The following is a 17,271-nucleotide window of genomic DNA, read 5'->3' on the forward strand; positions in this document are numbered from 1 at the left end:
GTGCGGGGACGGTGGGTCAGCCCGCCGCGGCGATCGGACCGGATCCCTGGGCCTGGCGCAGCTCGGCGGACCTGCGGCGCATCCGGGCCAGCACCACGCGGCGCTCGGCGGCGGTGAGGCCGCCCCAGACCCCGTACGGCTCGGGCTGGAGCAGGGCGTGCTCGCGGCAGGCGACCATCACGGGGCAGCGGGCACAGACGCGCTTGGCGGCATCCTCGCGGGAAAGCCGGGACGCGGTCGGCTCCTTGGACGGAGCGAAGAACAGCCCCGCCTCGTCGCGGCGGCAGACCGCGTCCGCGTGCCAGGGGCCGTCCCCGGCCCTGGCGGCCGGCACCCGCGGCTTCGGCACGGCGGCCGGGCGCCCGTGGAGACCCTGGACGGCGGCTACCTGCAGGGACTGATGCGGCGGATGCGGCACGGTCTACTCCTGACGACGTATACGCGAGCGAGAGACGATGCACCTGTCCCTACCCGCTGGGGGCTCCCCTATGCACGGCGCGCCGCCGCGCGCGGCGGGTTCGTCCGAAACGCGATCCCGCGCGCGCGGCGGCCGGGACGGCCCGCGGCGCCGGGCCGCGGGCGCCGCTCGGGCCCCGGGCGGGGGCGCCGGCGCCCCGCGCGGTGGAGCGGGCGCCGGGACGCTACCCGGCCGGTCGTGGCGCGCGGCGGCGGCGGGGGCGGTGCGGTCGCGCGGGCGGCCGTACGCGCGCCCCCGCGGGCGGAGGCCGGAAGCGGCGGCGGGGTAACGGCAGACCGACGGCGCCGCCGCGGCCCGGGCGGACCCCTGCGGGCCTACGGACACCGCCGGGACGCCAAGGCCGGAACTCGCCGTACCGGGAGCCACCGGACCACGCCCCGACGGACCCTCGGCCGGGGGGCAGCGGCGGGACCGCCCCGCGCCGGCCGGGACGCCCCGCGGCGGCCGGACCGCCCGGCGGCGGCAGCGGGGTCAGTCCGCCCGGCGGTGGCAAGGTCAGTCCGTGCGGCGCTTGCGGAGTTTGTGGGCCAGGTCGACCAGGCGGGAGCCCGGCTTCGGACGTGCCTCGATGTTGCCCAGGAGCGCGAAGCCGCGGACGATCACCACGGGCGCCTGCGGATCCGTCTCCCCGCGGGCCTCGCCGCGCACCTCGAAGTTGCCGAGGACGCCGCTGCCGTAGCCGCGCAGGGTGACGTTCTCCGGGACCACGACGTCGACGTTGCCGAGCACGCACGTCACGTTGATCTCGGTGACCTGCTGCTCGAAGACCGCCTCCGTGAGGTCGATACTGATGTCGCCCATCACCGAGACGGCGCGGGTGTGGGCCCCCGGCCGCCAGCGGCCCTTGCGGGCGGAGCTGCTGCACACCGCGACGACCGTCTCCACCGGGCCCGCCGACGCGCCGGACGACCCGAGCGGGCTCGTGGGCGCGGCGTGGGCGCCGCCGGGCGCGGGCAGGTCGCGTACGAGCACGTCCAGCTCCCCCACCGTCTTGACGGCGTAGAGCACGTCGAGGCGCTCGGAGTGCTCCTCGGGGGTCAGCCGGCCCTCGGCCACGGCGTCGCCGAGGATCTGGGCGATCCGGTCCCGGTCGGCGTCGGAGGCGCGCAGCCCGCCCGGGCCGGGCGCGGAGGCCGGCACCGGAGCCGGAGCCGGACCGGGCGCCGGCGCGGAGGCGGGCACCGGGGCCGGGGCGGGCTCGGGTGCGGGGGCAGGCTCGGGGGCGGCGGGGTGCTTTTCCAGGTCCACGCCGCCCAGCATAGCGAGACACGATAGATCGCGATACTGCCGAGTGAGCCCTACCTCACAAGCACCGCCCGACCGGGAGGTCCTACGCTGGTGGACTGCGCTGCCAATTGGTCGTCAGTGCTGTCTGCCGAGTGAGGAATGGCCCCAATGCCGGAGTTCGCGTACACCGACCTGCTGCCCCTGGGCGAGGACAACACCCCCTACCGGCTGGTGACCGCCGAGGGCGTGTCCACCTTCGAGGCGGACGGACGTACGTTCCTCAAGGTGGAGCCGGAGGCGCTGCGCAAGCTCGCCGAAGAGGCGATCCACGACATCCAGCACTTCCTGCGCCCCGCGCACCTCGCGCAGCTGCGCCGCATCATCGACGACCCGGAGGCGAGCGCGAACGACAAGTTCGTCGCCCTGGACCTGCTGAAGAACGCGAACATCGCGGCGGCCGGCGTCCTGCCGATGTGCCAGGACACGGGCACGGCCATCGTGATGGGCAAGCGCGGCCAGAACGTGCTGACTTCAGGAGGCGACGAGGCGGCGCTCTCCCGCGGCGTCTTCGACGCGTACACCCGCCTGAACCTGCGCTACTCGCAGATGGCCCCCCTCACCATGTGGGAGGAGAAGAACACCGGCTCGAACCTGCCCGCGCAGATCGAGCTGTACGCGACCGACGGCGGCGCGTACAAGTTCCTCTTCATGGCCAAGGGCGGCGGCTCCGCGAACAAGTCCTTCCTCTACCAGGAGACCAAGGCGGTCCTCAACGAGGCCTCCATGATGAAGTTCCTGGAGGAGAAGATCCGCTCGCTCGGTACGGCGGCCTGCCCGCCCTACCACCTGGCGATCGTGGTCGGCGGCACCTCCGCCGAGCACGCGCTCAAGACCGCCAAGTACGCCTCCGCGCACTACCTGGACGAGCTGCCCCGCGAGGGCTCGCCGCTCGGCCACGGCTTCCGCGACGAGGCCCTGGAGCAGCAGGTCTTCGAGCTGACCCAGAGGATCGGCATCGGCGCGCAGTTCGGCGGCAAGTACTTCTGCCACGACGTCCGCGTGGTGCGCCTGCCCCGGCACGGCGCCTCGCTGCCCGTCGCCATCGCCGTGTCCTGCTCGGCGGACCGCCAGGCCACCGCGAAGATCACCGCCGAGGGCGTCTTCCTGGAGCAGCTGGAGACGGACCCGGCGCGCTTCCTGCCGGAGACCACGGACGAGCACCTCAGCGAGGCGGCGGACGTCGTCTCCATCGACCTGAACCGGCCGATGGACGAGATCCTGGCGACCCTGACGCAGCACCCGGTCAAGACCCGGCTGTCGCTGACCGGCCCGCTGGTCGTGGCGCGCGACATCGCGCACGCCAAGATCAAGGAGCTGCTGGACTCGGGCGCGGAGATGCCGCAGTACCTGAAGGACCACCCGGTCTACTACGCGGGCCCCGCGAAGACCCCCGAGGGCTACGCGTCGGGCTCCTTCGGTCCGACGACGGCCGGCCGCATGGACTCGTACGTGGAGCAGTTCCAGGCGGCGGGCGGCTCCAAGGTCATGCTGGCCAAGGGCAACCGCTCCCAGCAGGTGACCGACGCGTGCGGCACGCACGGCGGCTTCTACCTCGGCTCGATCGGCGGCCCGGCGGCGCGGCTCGCGCAGGACTGCATCAAGAAGGTCGAGGTCCTGGAGTACGAGGAGCTCGGCATGGAGGCGGTCTGGCGGATCGAGGTCGAGGACTTCCCGGCCTTCATCGTCGTGGACGACAAGGGCAACGACTTCTTCACGAACCCGGCCCCGGAGCCGACGTTCACCCATATCCCGGTGCGCGGCCCCGGCCTGGCGTAGCACAGCACTCCCCAACCCCCAGAGAGCCCCTGGCGCCAACCGCCGGGGGCTCTTGCCGTACCTGCCCCCTCTCTGCCCGCAGCGGGGCCCACGGGCTGCCCGTCGGGACAGCGAGGCGGGGCCGAGCGGCCTCACGGCCGCCGGTTTCTCGTTCCGGAAACTCGAACCCCTTGCGCCTCAGACCAGTTGATCGGAAGCATCGAGGAAGACACCACGCAGCACGGCAGGAGGGGCCTGTGAAGGTAACCAAGCTCGTCAGCACCTGTGACCTCAAGGACTGCCCGACCATCTACGCGACCGACAGGGGCACGCTGCTGGTCCAAGGCGAGACACCCGCAGATCACGGGCTCGACATTCCCGCGCACGAAACCGTGGTCGAGATCCCGGAGCAGCTGATCTTCGATCTCATCCGGAAGGGCCTTCGTGGCTTCTAAGACTCTGGGCGAACTGTTCGACACCTTCCAGCGGGAAGCGTTCCGCCTAGAGACGCTGGACGATTACAGCAAGTCGGGAAACGTGGAGGCCTATCGAGCATTCCTCGCCGGTGCCCCTCAGCCAGCCGACTACAACGAAGAGTGGGTGTCGGAACTCCGTTCTCACATCAGCAATGGCAAGCGCATATACCGAGTGCACATTCTCTCGCGCCCCCTCACACCGTATCTACGCTTCGAGCTGGGTTGGGGCTACCGCAAGAATGCCACGGGCGGCGAGGAGTTCTTCATTCTCGACACTACTGAACGACCAAACCCCCTGGAAGGGGTTCCAGATTTCTGGCAGATGGATAGCTTGACGCCAGCAGTGATGAGCTATTCGGCCGATGGGGCATTTCTCGGCACTCACGTCCTGGCCGGTGATCGCGCGGAGGAATTCCGCGCCTACCGAGACACGGCCATGAGGCACGCCGAGCCATTCTCCGAATGGTGGGCGAAGTACGGGGAGTGAACAGGGGACAGCTAGGGGCCGCACTGCGGGCGCTTAGGCAGGCATCCGGGAAGGAAGCAAAAGCCGTCGCCCGCAGTGCCGTCATGTCTGCCAGCAAGCTGAGTAAAATTGAAACGGCCAAGGTTGCTCCGTCCGTGGTGGACGTTGAGCGCATCCTCACAGCCATCGGCGTTTCAGATGAAGTCAAGGATGAGTACCTAGAGGCCGTCAGAGCGGCAGCAACAGAGGCCACAGCCTGGCGTCTCATCCGCCGCATGGGAGTTCATAAGGCGCAGCAGCAGACGAGGGCCCTAGAGGCTCAAATGACATTGCTGCGGCTATTCCAGCCGGCTCTGATCCATGGCCTGCTACAGACCCCTGAATACATTCGAGCGATTCTGTCTCGGCATGACCTCGGCGAGGATGTTCTAACCCGGACCATCAGTGTCCGGATAGAACGCCAACAGGCTCTCTATGACTCGACCAAGCAGCTTCATTTCATCCTGACTGAGCCCGTATTGCGGTGGCGCATCGTGTCAGCCGCCAGGATGGCAGAACAAATCGACAGGATTGTCTCACTTTCGCGGCTGCCCAATATTGATATTCGCATCGTACCCTTGTCGGGGCGACAGCAGGATGTGGCCAATCATGCGTTTGTCATCCGAGACGACAGGACGGTCACTGTCGAAACTGTTCACGCGGAAATTGTCGTGACGGACCCTAGAGACGTTTCGCTGTATGTGCACAAGTTCGAGGGGTTCGCCTCGATAGCGCTATCCGGAGATGCCATGCGTGCCACGCTCGAAGGCATCCGAGACGAGCTTTTGCGCGAACAGGAAACCGGCTAGAACCCGGCCCCGCACCCCGACACGATTGGGTGTCGATTCCCGAAGTGGCGAGGGGTGCGCAATGGCAACCAGGATGGACGGCTTCGAGTACGCGACGTACACGGAGAAGCGCGAGACGTGCCCGTCGTGCAACATGCCCATCCCCTTCCACCACCTTGCCCGGCGGGGAATGCTCGGCCAGAAGGACGGCCCGCCGAAAGTCGCCTACTGGCACACCCGCTGCGTCAATGCGGACGGGACGCGCCGATGACGCACTCAGTCATCCGATACGCCGACCACCGAATCATCAGAGACCCCGAGTGCACGCCCACCGTGGTTGCGAGCTGCCTCTACGAGGGTTGCGGGTGGGCCGCCGTTCCCGGCCCCGACGTGGCCGAGGTGGATCGACAGTGCATGACTCACACGGGCCTGAACACCGGCCATGGCCGCTTTCTCCGAGGGTTCGAGGACATCGCCCTTGTTCATCGGGTCGAGACGCTCTGACACAGACCCCCGCCCCGCCAGGGCGGGCAACAGGACGCCCAACGACAGAAGGAGTCACACGATGACCACCATGATCGAAAGCCCCATCGCCTTACGGCGCGGGCGGGACCTTGTCAGCCCCGACCTGTTCGAGCGGCTGGCCGCGTTCTGCGCGGACGAATACGGCCTTGAGCGGGTCGTGGCCGACCGCGTGATGGATCAGGCCCTCGCATCCGTGTACGTCCTGGGCAGTCAGAAGGCGTACGACATGGCACCCAGCGAGCGAGTGGATCCCGGTTGGCACTCGTTCATGCTCCACACGCAGGAGTACGCCGCCTGGTGTCAGGAGCAGTTCGGCCACTTCGTCCACCACTCCCCGAACGCCAGGGTACGGACGCGCCCACTGATGGTGTCGGTGGCCGACCGCATCGCGGCCGCCGGGTTCGACGTCGACGCCCGACTGTGGGGCACCGCAGCCGACTGCAATCAGCCGGCCTGCTGTGGCGACGGCGACGGCTGCTGACTCACTCCCAACACGCGGATCACGGCGTGATCCGCTCGAACGAAGTAGGACCCGGACACGTCACAGGTGTCCGGGTCCTACCCTGAGCAAAGGTACCGTCCATGGCATCTGGCGAGGGTCTGACCGGGAGCAGCAGAGTCACCGTATTCGCCATGTTCGGCGTGGTCTTCGGTTACGCCACGCACCACTTGGACGAGCGGCGAATCGGAGACGTGGCCATCGTCGGCCCGCTGACCCCCGGGGTCGAGTGGGCGCGTCTGTGGCAGATGGCCCGCAACTGCGGACGGCCGACGGCCGACGAGACCGAGCTAGCTCAATGGGTGCTCACTCAGGCCACCCGGGCGTTCGTGTGCGGCAGCGACCGCATCGCACAATTCCAAGACCAGGGCTGGAAGTTGGAGCCGGGCGGAAAGCGTGTCGGGTTCGATGCGACGTACGCCAACCGTGACCATCTCTGGACGGGAAACCTGACTGCCGAAGGGCTCACCCCGGACCAGGTGGCGGAGCGCCCCACGCATTACAACGCCTAACCGCGACCCATGAGCTGAAATGCAGAGAATCCCCCGCACCCAAAAAGGTGCGGGGGATTTCACTTGCAGCCGACCTAGCTTACAGCGGCCTTTATGATCTGCGCAGAAGTGGCCTCGCCAAGGGCTACACCGGCAACTCGCAGAGTGAGCTTAAAGCCGACCTGATCCGAATCCCATCGGGCATCTTCAAGGAGGCGGGGGGAGGGAATCTCGGCATGACACCACTGTGCCCGCGCCGGGAGGCGGACCGCACCGGGTTAACGTCGGGGACACGGCGTCGCCGCTGCCCGTTCACCCCGGTTTGCAAGGATTTCCGTATGACCGCGATCCGTCCCGCCCGCATCGCCCGCCTCGCCGCCACCGTCCGGGTGATCGCCCACCGCGGGGCCTCCCACGAGCACCCCGAGCACACCCTCGCCGCCTACCGGCAGGCCGTCGAGGACGGCGCGGACGCGCTGGAGTGCGATGTGCGGCTCACCGCCGACCGCCGGCTCGTCTGCGTGCACGACCGGCGCGTGGAGCGGACCTCCGACGGGCGGGGCGCGGTCTCCGCGATGACGTACGGGGAGCTCTCCGCGCTGGATTTCGGGGCCTGGAAGGGCGACGGGCACGCCGGGGCCCGGGTGCTGCTGTTCGAGGACCTGCTCCGGGTGGCCCTGTCCGCGCCCCGGCCGGTCGGCCTCGCGGTCGAGACCAAGCACCCGGCGCGCACGGGCGGCCTGCTGGAGGCCGAGCTGGTACGGGTGCTGAAGGAGTACGGGCTGGCCGACGGGGGCTCGGGCCGCGTCGAGGTGATGAGCTTCTCGCGCTCCGCCCTGAACCGGCTGCACCGGCTCGCGCCCGGCCTGCCCGCCGTGTACCTGATGGAGCGGCGGCTGCGCCCGGTGCGCCCGCCGTACGCGACCCACGCGGGCCCGGGCATCGAGCTCGTACGCCGCGACCCGGCTCTGGTGGGCCGGCTGAAGGCCCGGGGGCTGGCCGTGCGGGTGTGGACCGTGGACGAGCCGGAGGACGTGGAGCTGTGCGTGCGGCTCGGCGTGGACACCCTGATCACCAACCGGCCGCGGGAGGTGCGCAAGCTGCTGCGGGACCTGTGACACCCGGCCGGGGTGCGCCGGCCGGGCGTGGGGGCGGGTGGTGCGGGGCGGGTGGTGCGGGGTGCTGTTGCGGGGCGGGTGGTGCGGGGCGGGTTATGCGAAGCGCTGGTTCGCCGATCCGTTGCAGGTCTGCAGGCGCAGCGGGTCGTGGCCGGCGGCCACGGTCAGGCACATGCCTTGGGCGGCGGCGGGGCGGATGGTGGCGCCGTCGCGGACGTAGCGCTGGTTGGCGCCGCCGTGGCAGTCCCAGAGGACGAGGCCGGTGCCGGCGCCGTAGGCGGCTCCGGGGGCGTCCAGGCAGCGGTCCTGGGTCAGTCCGAGGTGGACGGACCCGCGGGCCGCGTCGTACCACCAGGTCTGGTTGCGGCCGCCGTGGCAGTCCCAGCCCACGACCTTGGTGCCGTTGGCGCTGGAGCCGCCGAAGGCGTCGAGGCAGTTGGCCGTCCCCTCGTTCCTCAGGGGCTTGTAGAGGTCGTCCCAGGCGCCCCCCTGCAGGACCGGGGTTCCGGTGCTCGCCGGGTCGGCGCAGGAGGCCTCGCGCAGGCCGGAGGCGTAGAGCTGGGTCAGGCAGGACGCGAACGCGCCGTGGCCGCGGTAGTTGGGGTGGAAGGACTGGCGGGCGGTGTTCTCGTCCCACGGGAAGTGGTCCGCGAGGTCGAGGTAGAGGCCGCGGGCCCAGGGGTCCTCCATGCAGACCTCGTGGCCGTGGAAGAGACGGGAGTTGTCCAGGTAGGTCGCACCGGAGGCGAGGGCGGCGGCGCGCATGCCCTTCTCGAAGACGGGCACCGCGTAGTTGCGGCCCCAGGTGGCGTCGGAGTCGTATCCGGCGCAGCCTCCGGGGAGCTTGCCGGGGAAGTTGGGGTTGTCGTGGAAGTCGGGGCCGATGGGGCTGGGGTAGCCCATGACGACCAGTTTGTAGTCGGTGTCGGCGTAGCCCGCGTCGCGCATGACCGTCTTGAGGTCGGCGACGGTGGACTCCACCTTGGGCTTGAGGCCGTCGACGCGCGCCTGCCAGCCGGGGGCGTACTTGGGCTCGCAGGCGCCCTGGATGAGCACCCAGCGGGTGACGCAGTCGGTCATGACCGGGCCGAACTGCAGGTCGTCGTTGGCCCCGGCGACGAGCAGGACCATCTTGATCTTCGTGTTGCGTGCTTTGATGGCCAGGCTGTCGCTCTGCACCAGCTCGTCGGCGTACTGCTTGGAGCCGCCGATCCTGATGTTGCCGGTGTACCCGCCGGAGCAGGCGACGTTGAAGGTGAGGTCGGCCGGGATGCCGGTGCGGTGGATCGCCGAGTCGGGCGAGCGGTGGCACTGGTTGTTCGGCGTGTTCGTGGCGGGGTCGTAGTTCCCGACGCCCTCGCCCGAGATCTCGCTGTCGCCCAGTGAGATCAGGCCGGTCTTGCGCTGGTTCAGCGGCCGCACGGCCGCGTCGCCGTAGATGCGGACCGCCTCGGCTGCGCGGATCGCCTCCAGTTCGGGCGGGAGGGGGGTGACCGCGGCGGCGGGTGCCGGCGCGGGTGCCGCGGGGACGGCCGCCTGGGCCATGGGGGTGACGGCGGTGACGCCCCCGAGGGCGGCCGCGAACGCCGCGACCGCGACGACGGTAGATCTGAGCCTGGACTTCGTTACGGCACGTGCCATGAACGCCTCCCCGGATGTCAGTGTTACCCACGGTATTTACTGGCCGGTAGGGGAGTTGGGAACACTTCGAACAAGACAATTGCTCAACTTTTAGAGGAGACAACGGACATGACCGAGGACCAGCAGGCCGAAGCGTTCCGGACCGAGCACGACTCCATGGGCGACGTACAGGTGCCCGTGCACGCCAAATGGCGCGCCCAGACCCAGCGTGCGGTGGAGAACTTCCCCGTCTCGGGACAGCGGTTGGAACACGCCCACATCGCGGCGCTCGCCCGCATCAAGGCCGCGGCCGCGGTGGTGAACGCGCGCCTCGGCGTCGTGGACCCGGACATCGCCGAGGCGATCCGCTCGGCCGCGGAGGAGGTCGCTGACGGCCGCTGGGACGACCAGTTCCCGGTGGACGTCTTCCAGACGGGCTCGGGAACCTCGTCCAACATGAACGCCAACGAGGTGATCGCGACCCTGGCCGCCGAGCGGCTCGGCCGCGAGGTCCACCCCAACGACCACGTCAACGCCTCCCAGAGCTCAAACGACGTCTTCCCGTCCTCCATCCACATCGCCGCCACCGCCGCCGTCACCGGCGCGCTGATCCCGGCTTTGGAGCACCTCGCCGTCTCCATGGAGCGCAAGGCCGAGGAGTTCGCCGACGTCGTCAAGGCCGGCCGGACGCACCTGATGGACGCCACCCCGGTCACCCTGGGCCAGGAGTTCGGCGGGTACGCGGTCCAGATCCGCTACGGCGTCGAACGGCTGCGCGCGGCCCTCCCCCGGCTGGCCGAACTGCCGCTGGGCGGCACCGCCGTGGGCACCGGGATCAACACCCCGCCCGGCTTCTCGGCCGCCGTGATCGCCGAGGTGGCCGCCGCCACCGGGCTGCCGCTGACCGAGGCCCGCAACCACTTCGAGGCCCAGGGCGCCCGGGACGCGCTGGTGGAGACCTCGGGCATGCTCCGTACGGTCGCCGTCTCGCTGACCAAGATCTCCAACGATCTGCGCTGGATGGCTTCCGGACCGCGCACCGGATTGGCCGAAATCAATCTCCCGGATCTCCAGCCGGGCTCGTCGATCATGCCCGGGAAGGTCAATCCGGTCATCCCCGAGGCTGTTCTGATGGTCGCCGCCCAGGTGATGGGGAACGACGCCGCGGTCGCCGTCGCGGGCGCCGCCGGCAACTTCGAGCTGAACGTGATGCTCCCCGTGATGGCCAGGAACCTCCTCGAATCGATCCGGCTGCTCGGCAGCGCCAGCCGCCTGCTGGCCGACCGCACGGTCGACGGAATCACCGCCAACACCGCACGGGCCAGGGAGTACGCCGAATCCTCGCCCTCCGTGGTGACCCCGCTGAACCGCTACATCGGCTACGAGGAGGCCGCCAAGGTCGCAAAGAAGGCACTCGCCGAACGCAAGACGATCCGGGAGGTCGTCCTGGAGTCCGGCTACGTGGACCGGGGCGCGCTCACCCTCGAGCAGCTGGACGAGGCCCTCGACGTGCTGCGGATGACCCGCCCCTGACGCACCGTCCCCGCCCCCCCGCGCAGGGTCCGGATCCGGTCGAATCCCGTCGCCGAACCCCTCCGTGACCTGCACCGCAGCGGGGGCGCGGGGTGCCGCCCTAAGATCTGCGCATGACAGGTACTTTCCGGCCCGCGGGCGGCGCGGAGCGGGGCGCCGCGCGGGCCGCGCGCTGGGCGCCCGGGGAGCAGATCCTCTGGCGCTACCGCGACAACGCCCCGGGCCTCCGCGGCGGGGTGCACATCTGCCGCCCGGTGACCGTCGTACGGGACACCGACGAGCTGCTGGCCGTGTGGATGGCCCCGGGCACCGAGTGCGTCAAGCCGGTCCTGGCCGACGGCACGCCCGTGCACGCCGAACCGCTCGCCACCCGCTACACCGCGCCGCGGACGACGGTGCGCTCCCGTTGGTTCGGCACCGGCGTGCTGAAGCTGGCGCGGCCCGGGGACCCGTTCTCCGTATGGCTGTTCTGGGAGCGCGGCTGGCGGTTCAAGAACTGGTACGTGAACCTGGAGGAGCCCCGGACCCGCTGGGCGGGCGGGGTCGACTCCGAGGACCACTTCCTGGACATCGCCGTGCACCCGGACCGCAGCTGGACGTGGCTGGACGAGGACGAGTTCGCGCAGGCGCAGCGGGCCGGGCTGATGGACCGGGCGCAGGCGCGGCGGGTCCGGGACGCGGGGCGGGCCGCGGTGGAGCTGATCGGCTCCTGGGGGCCGCCCTTCTCCGAAGGCTGGCAGGACTGGCGGCCGGACCCGGCCTGGACGGTCCCGGCCCTGCCGGAGGACTGGGACCGCACTCCGGCGCACATGTCGTCATGAGACCCTTGATGCGCCCCCAGGTTCGAAACGTAGGATCGTCCTCCGCGAGGTCGCGCGCGCGGGACGGTGCCGGTCGGGCCGGACATCCGCAAGTGGCTTGTCGTACACGGGACTTGACCGGAGGCCGACAGGACTGACTGACGAGGGGCGGGGTCCACCGGGCGAAGTTCGGCGGGGGTCCCCGGACGAAGTCTGGGGGAGGATGTCCGGGGCGGTGGTGTCCCGGGCGCTGAGCGGGTATACCGCGACTGACCGAGTTGAGTGCAGCGCACATCGAGCGCAAACGGACGGAATTCCACGCGTGACGGAGTACCCCACCTCTCAGGAGGGCCCGCAGCCTGCCGCGGCCACCGCGACACCGGTCCCGGGCGGCTCCGCCGTGCCCTTCGCCTCCGGCGCGTCGGCCGCTCCCGCGCCGGGCTCCGGCGCCTCCGGCCCGGCCCGCGGCGGATCCGGGCGCGCCCCGGCGGCGTCCGCCGCCCCGGGCGGCGCCGGCAGCGACGAGCCCGGCCACGGCAAGGCGGCGGTCCCGGCCGTGGAGGCCACCCGGCCCGGGATCCCCGCGGCCCGCGGCCGCGACGGCGAGGCCGCGCGCGGCCTGGCGGCCGCCTCCGGCGGCCCGGGAGCGCCGGGTTCGCACCCGACGGCCGCCGCCGCCCCCGCCCCCGGCCGCGGGGGCACTCCCGCGGCGGCGGACGGGGCACCGGCCGGCGGCGCGCACCACGCGGCGGACTCCGCCGGGCCCGTACCGCGCGGCCAGGGCGTGGACGCGCAGGCGGCGCAGGGCGTCGCGGCGGCCCCCGGGAGCGCCCTGGAGGGGTTGGGGGGCGACGGGCGGCACGGCGGCGGCACCGGCGTACCGGGCGGCCAGACGGGAGATACCGCGACCCGCCGCGAGGGGGACCGGCTGCGTTTCGTCGGGGCGGCCACCCGACGCATCGCGCGCGGCATCGACCTCGACGAGATCGTGCTCGGCCTGTGCCGGGCCACCGTGCCGACGTTCTCCGACGCCATCCTGGTGTACCTGCGCGACCCGCTCCCGGTGGGGGACGAACGTCCCGTCGGACCGGTCGTTTTAAGGCTCCGGCGCACCGACCGGCTGCGGCCGATCGACGACCTCACGGACATCGGCGGCACGATCGGCGCGGGGACGGACCTCGCCGGGGCCGCGGGGGCCACCGGCGAGCTCGACTTCAGCCAGCTGCCGCTGCTGGGCCTCCAGGGTGACCTGCCGGCCGCCGAGCTGTGCGAGATCCGCCCCGGCGGGGCCCTCGCGGAGGTGCTGCGCGGCGTACGGCCCGTCTTCGGGTCCTCCGCCGCCGCCAAGGCCGCGCTGCCCGAGCTGCTGGGCGTGGACCACCCGCTGCCGCGCGGCAACCGGGCCGTCCTCGCGCCGCTGCGCGGCCGCCGCCGGGTGATCGGCGCGGCCGTGTTCCTGCGCAGCCCGGAGCGGCCCGCGTTCGAGCAGAACGACCTCCTGGTCGCCGCCCAGCTCGCCACGCACACGGCGCTCGGCATCGACAAGGCGGTGCTGTACGGCCGGGAGGCCTACATCGCCGACGAGCTCCAGCGCACGATGCTGCCCGACAGCCTGCCGCAGCCCACCGGGGTACGGCTCGCCTCGCGCTACCTGCCGGCCGCCGAGACGGCCCGGGTCGGCGGCGACTGGTACGACGCCATACCGCTGCCCGGCAGCCGGGTCGCGCTCGTCGTCGGCGACGTCATGGGCCACTCCATGACCTCCGCCGCGATCATGGGCCAGTTGCGCACCACCGCCCAGACCCTGGCGCAGCTGGACCTGCCGCCGGCCGAGGTGCTGCACCACCTGGACGAGCAGGCCCAGCGGCTCGGCTCGGACCGGATGGCCACCTGCCTGTACGCGGTCTACGACCCCGTCTCGCACCGGATCACCATCGCCAACGCCGGCCACCCGCCGCCCGTGCTGCTGCACCTGGGCGGCCGCGCCGAGGTGCTGCGGGTGCCGCCCGGTGCCCCGATCGGCGTAGGCGGCGTGGACTTCGAGGCCGTGGAGCTGGACGCGCCGGCCGGGGCCACCCTGCTGCTGTACACCGACGGACTGGTGGAGTCGCGGCTGCGCGACGTGTGGACCGGCATCGAGCAGCTGCGGGAGCGGCTGGCGACGACCGCCCAGCTGACGGGTCTGGACCATCCGCCGCCGCTGGAGGCCCTCTGCGACGACGTGCTGGACATGCTCGGCCCGGGTGACCGGGACGACGACATCGCCCTGCTGGCGGCGCGCTTCGAGGGGATCGCGCCCAGCGACGTCGCGTACTGGTTCCTGGACCCGGAGGAGACCGCTCCGGGCCGGGCGCGGCGGTTCGCCCGGCGGGCGCTGACGCGGTGGGGCCTGGAGGAGCTGAGCGACTCGCTGGAGCTGCTGGTCAGCGAGGTGGTCACCAACGCCGTCCGGTACGCCGAGCGGCCCGTGACGCTGCGCCTGCTGCGTACGGACGTACTGCGCTGCGAGGTAGGCGACGACTCCCCGCAGCTGCCGCGCCAGCGCCGGGCCCGGGACACCGACGAGGGCGGCCGCGGCCTGTTCCTGGTCAACCGGGTGGCCCGCCGGTGGGGTGCCACGCGGCTGAGCAGCGGAAAGGTGGTCTGGTTCGAGCTCGCGTTGCCGGGAGCGCCTGAGCGGCGTTGACCGGGCGGGCGAGGGGGCGGCCGAACCGGGCGCGCCCGCTGGTCCCCTCGTACGCCATGGACGGCGCGACGCGCTTCGGGGCCGCGGCCGTCGCCCGCCCGTGGGTCGCGGCCGCCGTCTCGGGCGGCTGACGCGCCCGGACCGGGGTACCGCGCCTGAGAACGGCACCGCCCCGCGGCCTTGGAGGCCGCGGGGCGGTGTGCTGTCAGCGTTCGGGGTTCTGCGGGAACAGCGGCGGGTCCGGGGGCTTGACCGTCGGGTCGGGCGACTTGGTGGCGCTCTTCGTCGGGTCGGGCGACTTGGTGGCGCTCTTCGTCGGGTCCGGCGACTTGGTGGCGCTCTTCGTCGGGGTCGGGCTGCTCGCCGGCGGGCTGCTGCTGCTGGGCGAGGGCGTCGGGGTGGGGGACGGGCTCGGCGTGGGCGACGGGGAGAAGGTGCGGGACGGCGCCTGGGGGGCACCCATCTCCGCCTCCGACAGGTCGAACTCGCCGGTCTTGGCGCCCTTGAGGGCGGCCAGCGTGTACGTCTTCCAGATCTCGGCGGGGAAGCTGGAGCCGCCCGCGCGGCCGCCGCCGGCGGTGCCGGTCAGGGTGACCTGCTTGTGGGTGCCCGGCTCCTCGCCGAACATCGCGACGACGGTGACGAGTTCCGGGGTGTAGCCGGTGAACCAGCCGGCCACGTTGGACTCGGTGGTGCCGGTCTTGCCGGCCGCCTCGTAGGCGCTGCTCTTGACCTTGCTGCCGGATCCCTCGTTGACGACGCCGGTGAGCACCTTGGTGACGGTGTCGGCGGTCTCGCGGCTGACGGCCTGGCTGCCGATGGGCGCCGCGGGCTTGTACTCGCGGTCCTTGTGCGCGGCGGTCTTGATGATGGTCGGCGTGACCTTCTTGCCGTGGTTGTCGAGGGTGGCATAGACGGCGGCCATCTCGACGGTGTTCGCGCTCATCGTGCCGAGCGACATGGCCGGCTTGTCCTCGGGCCAGCCCTCGCGGGCCCGCATGCCGAGGGCGAGGGCCGTCTTCTTCACGTTGACGGGCTTCACGTCGACGATCATCTGCGCGTAGACGGAGTTCACCGAGTAGTTGGTGGCCTCCTGGACGGTGATCTCCTTGCCGAAGTCCTTGTCGTCCTGGTTCTGCGGGTTGAACGGGATCTTGCTGCCGACGACCGGGCGCTTGCTGGTGCCGTCGTAGAGGGTGTTCGGGGTGATCGGCTTGCCGCCCTGGGTGGTCGCGCCGATCTCCAGCGCGGAGGCCAGCACGACCGGCTTGAAGGTCGACCCCGGCTGGTAGTCCTCACGCAGGGCGTTGCTCCGGTCCTTGTCCGCCAGGCCCGTGCCGCCGTACATCGCGACGATCGCTCCGGTCTTGGGGTCCACGGAGGTGGCGCCGGCCTGGACGCTCTGGTCCTGGGGGCGGTTCTTGGTGTCCTTGCGGTCGAGCTTGGACTCCAGCTCCTCCTGGACCGCCTTCTCCAGCGCGTCCTGCTTCTTCTTGTCGATGGTGAGCGTGATCTCCCAGCCGCCGGCCGCGATTTCGGCGTCGGTGATGTCCTGCCGGTTCAGCTCGACCTCGGCGGCCTGGACCAGGTAGCCCTTCTGGCCGTCCATGCCCGGGGTGGGCCTGGGCTTGACGGGCTCCTGGAATACCACGGTCTTGCGCTTGGCCTCGTCCAGCTTGCCCATTTCGACCATGTTGTCGAGGACGGCGTTGAAGCGGATCATGACCAGCTTCTTGCCGTTCGGTCCGGCGGTCGCCCAGTCGTACTGGCTGGGGGCCTGGATGACGGCGGCGAGGTAGGCGCCCTGCTCCAGCGTCAGTTTGTCGGCGTCGACGCCGTAGTAGGCCTGGGCGGCGGCCTGGATGCCGTAGGCGTTGCGGCCGTAGAAGTTGGTGTTCAGGTAACCGGCGAGGATGTCGTTCTTCTCGAGCCGCTGGTCGACCTTGAGGGAGATCACGAGCTCCCGCAGCTTGCGGGTCGCCGACTGGTCCTGAGTCAGGTAGTAGTTCTTGACGTACTGCTGGGTGATCGTCGAGCCGCCGGCCTTGCCCTTGCCCGTGGCGGTGTTGAACAGGCCGCGGGCCAGACCCATCACGTCGATGCCGCGGTCCTTGTAGAAGGACTTGTTCTCGATGGCGATGAACGCGGTCCGGACGTCTTCGGGGATCTTGTCGATCGGCACGATCGAGCGGTTCGTCTCGCCGACGCGGGCCATGACCGTTCCGTCGGACCACTTGTAGGTGTTGCTCTGCTGGATGGCCAGCTTGTTCGGGTCGGAGGGCTCGTCCACCGAGAAGTAGAGGACGGTCAACGCGGCCATCAGGAGCAGGATCCCCCCGAAGACCGTCCCGAGGACCGTCTTCCAGGTGAAGAACCGGCGTATGCCACTGCGCTCGCCGGCGCTCCCCTTGCCCTCGCCGTGTCCGCTCGGCGCGCGCCGCGCACCGCGCTGCTGCTGCGCCTTACGCACTTCTGCTCGGCCCATCGCTCCCGCTCCGCTCGATTACCCCCCCGACGTCAGCTCACGAAGCTAACACCGCAGGCTGTGACAAAGGATGGTCAACTTTGGTCAATACCGGCTAATTCGGACGTGAGAATCAGCACCCACACCAGTGGAACCGACGCACACGGGACCCCAAGGGTTGCCGTACGGCAGAAAAGTGATATCACTTTGCTAGGCAGCCCACGGGGCGACCATCAGGTGAAACGG

At 70.9% G+C, this 17,271-nt stretch carries 16 protein-coding genes; 12 read left to right on the forward strand and 4 right to left on the reverse strand.

Features of this window, described 5'->3' with window-relative positions:
- Window positions 1-16 precede the first annotated feature (16 nt).
- Together OTB16_RS03145 and OTB16_RS03150 are read right to left on the reverse strand one after the other, a co-directional pair.
- Complete coding sequence (locus OTB16_RS03145; RefSeq protein ID WP_420717600.1) at window positions 17-418, reverse strand: WhiB family transcriptional regulator; 402 nt, start codon at window positions 416-418, stop codon at window positions 17-19.
- A gap of 555 nt (window positions 419-973) precedes the next feature.
- Window positions 974-1,726 carry a DUF1707 SHOCT-like domain-containing protein gene (locus OTB16_RS03150; RefSeq protein ID WP_267718237.1) on the reverse strand — a complete coding sequence of 251 codons (753 nt, stop codon included), beginning with the start codon at window positions 1,724-1,726 and terminating at the stop codon, window positions 974-976.
- Window positions 1,727-1,864: 138 nt separating this feature from the next.
- On the opposite strand from OTB16_RS03150, the gene OTB16_RS03155 reads away from it, so the two are divergent.
- The 9 genes from OTB16_RS03155 (at window position 1,865) to OTB16_RS03190 (ending at window position 7,922) form a co-directional block, all read left to right on the forward strand.
- Window positions 1,865-3,541, forward strand: a complete 1,677-nt coding sequence (locus tag OTB16_RS03155; RefSeq protein WP_269286869.1) for a fumarate hydratase — start codon at window positions 1,865-1,867, stop codon at window positions 3,539-3,541.
- A gap of 236 nt (window positions 3,542-3,777) precedes the next feature.
- On the forward strand, window positions 3,778-3,975 hold the full coding sequence (locus tag OTB16_RS03160) for a hypothetical protein (RefSeq protein ID WP_267718239.1): 198 nt from the start codon (window positions 3,778-3,780) through the stop codon (window positions 3,973-3,975).
- Entirely contained in the window at window positions 3,965-4,483 is a 519-nt protein-coding gene (locus OTB16_RS03165) for a DUF6879 family protein (protein WP_267718240.1), read from the forward strand. The genes OTB16_RS03160 and OTB16_RS03165 overlap by 11 nt, the downstream gene beginning before the upstream one ends.
- Window positions 4,480-5,310 (forward strand): helix-turn-helix domain-containing protein, encoded by an 831-nt coding sequence (locus tag OTB16_RS03170; protein ID WP_267718402.1) that lies wholly within the window; start codon window positions 4,480-4,482, stop codon window positions 5,308-5,310. The genes OTB16_RS03165 and OTB16_RS03170 overlap by 4 nt, the downstream gene beginning before the upstream one ends.
- Window positions 5,311-5,371: 61 nt before the next feature.
- Window positions 5,372-5,560, forward strand: a complete 189-nt coding sequence (locus OTB16_RS03175) for a hypothetical protein (RefSeq protein WP_267718241.1) — start codon at window positions 5,372-5,374, stop codon at window positions 5,558-5,560.
- Window positions 5,557-5,793, forward strand: coding sequence for a DUF7848 domain-containing protein (locus OTB16_RS39815; RefSeq protein WP_476470154.1), 237 nt, complete (start codon window positions 5,557-5,559; stop codon window positions 5,791-5,793). The genes OTB16_RS03175 and OTB16_RS39815 overlap by 4 nt, the downstream gene beginning before the upstream one ends.
- Window positions 5,794-5,854: 61 nt before the next feature.
- Window positions 5,855-6,295, forward strand: a complete 441-nt coding sequence (locus OTB16_RS03180; protein WP_267718242.1) for a glycine-rich domain-containing protein — start codon at window positions 5,855-5,857, stop codon at window positions 6,293-6,295.
- 101 nt (window positions 6,296-6,396) lie between these two features.
- Window positions 6,397-6,825, forward strand: coding sequence for a hypothetical protein (locus OTB16_RS03185; protein ID WP_267718243.1), 429 nt, complete (start codon window positions 6,397-6,399; stop codon window positions 6,823-6,825).
- A gap of 317 nt (window positions 6,826-7,142) precedes the next feature.
- On the forward strand, window positions 7,143-7,922 hold the full coding sequence (locus tag OTB16_RS03190; protein ID WP_267718244.1) for a glycerophosphodiester phosphodiesterase: 780 nt from the start codon (window positions 7,143-7,145) through the stop codon (window positions 7,920-7,922).
- 93 nt (window positions 7,923-8,015) lie between these two features.
- On the opposite strand, the gene OTB16_RS03195 is transcribed toward OTB16_RS03190, so the two are convergent.
- Window positions 8,016-9,563, reverse strand: a complete 1,548-nt coding sequence (locus OTB16_RS03195; RefSeq protein WP_267718245.1) for a ricin-type beta-trefoil lectin domain protein — start codon at window positions 9,561-9,563, stop codon at window positions 8,016-8,018.
- 108 nt (window positions 9,564-9,671) lie between these two features.
- On the opposite strand from OTB16_RS03195, the gene OTB16_RS03200 reads away from it, so the two are divergent.
- The 3 genes from OTB16_RS03200 to OTB16_RS03210 all read left to right on the forward strand — a co-directional run bounded on the left by OTB16_RS03200 (window position 9,672) and on the right by OTB16_RS03210 (window position 14,561).
- Window positions 9,672-11,075, forward strand: coding sequence for a class II fumarate hydratase (locus tag OTB16_RS03200; RefSeq protein WP_267718246.1), 1,404 nt, complete (start codon window positions 9,672-9,674; stop codon window positions 11,073-11,075).
- Between the two features lie 113 nt (window positions 11,076-11,188).
- Window positions 11,189-11,896, forward strand: coding sequence for a cytidylyl-2-hydroxypropylphosphonate hydrolase (gene fomD / locus OTB16_RS03205; protein WP_267718247.1), 708 nt, complete (start codon window positions 11,189-11,191; stop codon window positions 11,894-11,896).
- Between the two features lie 820 nt (window positions 11,897-12,716).
- Window positions 12,717-14,561 carry a SpoIIE family protein phosphatase gene (locus OTB16_RS03210; protein WP_420717610.1) on the forward strand — a complete coding sequence of 615 codons (1,845 nt, stop codon included), beginning with the start codon at window positions 12,717-12,719 and terminating at the stop codon, window positions 14,559-14,561.
- Between the two features lie 205 nt (window positions 14,562-14,766).
- On the opposite strand, the gene OTB16_RS03215 is transcribed toward OTB16_RS03210, so the two are convergent.
- The gene (locus tag OTB16_RS03215; RefSeq protein WP_267718249.1) at window positions 14,767-17,046 is read right to left on the reverse strand and encodes a transglycosylase domain-containing protein; all 2,280 of its coding nucleotides are present in this window, start codon (window positions 17,044-17,046) and stop codon (window positions 14,767-14,769) included.
- Between the last annotated feature and the right edge of the window lie 225 nt (window positions 17,047-17,271).

This window comes from Streptomyces antarcticus, from assembly GCF_026627255.1.
Lineage (GTDB): Bacteria > Actinomycetota > Actinomycetes > Streptomycetales > Streptomycetaceae > Streptomyces > Streptomyces antarcticus.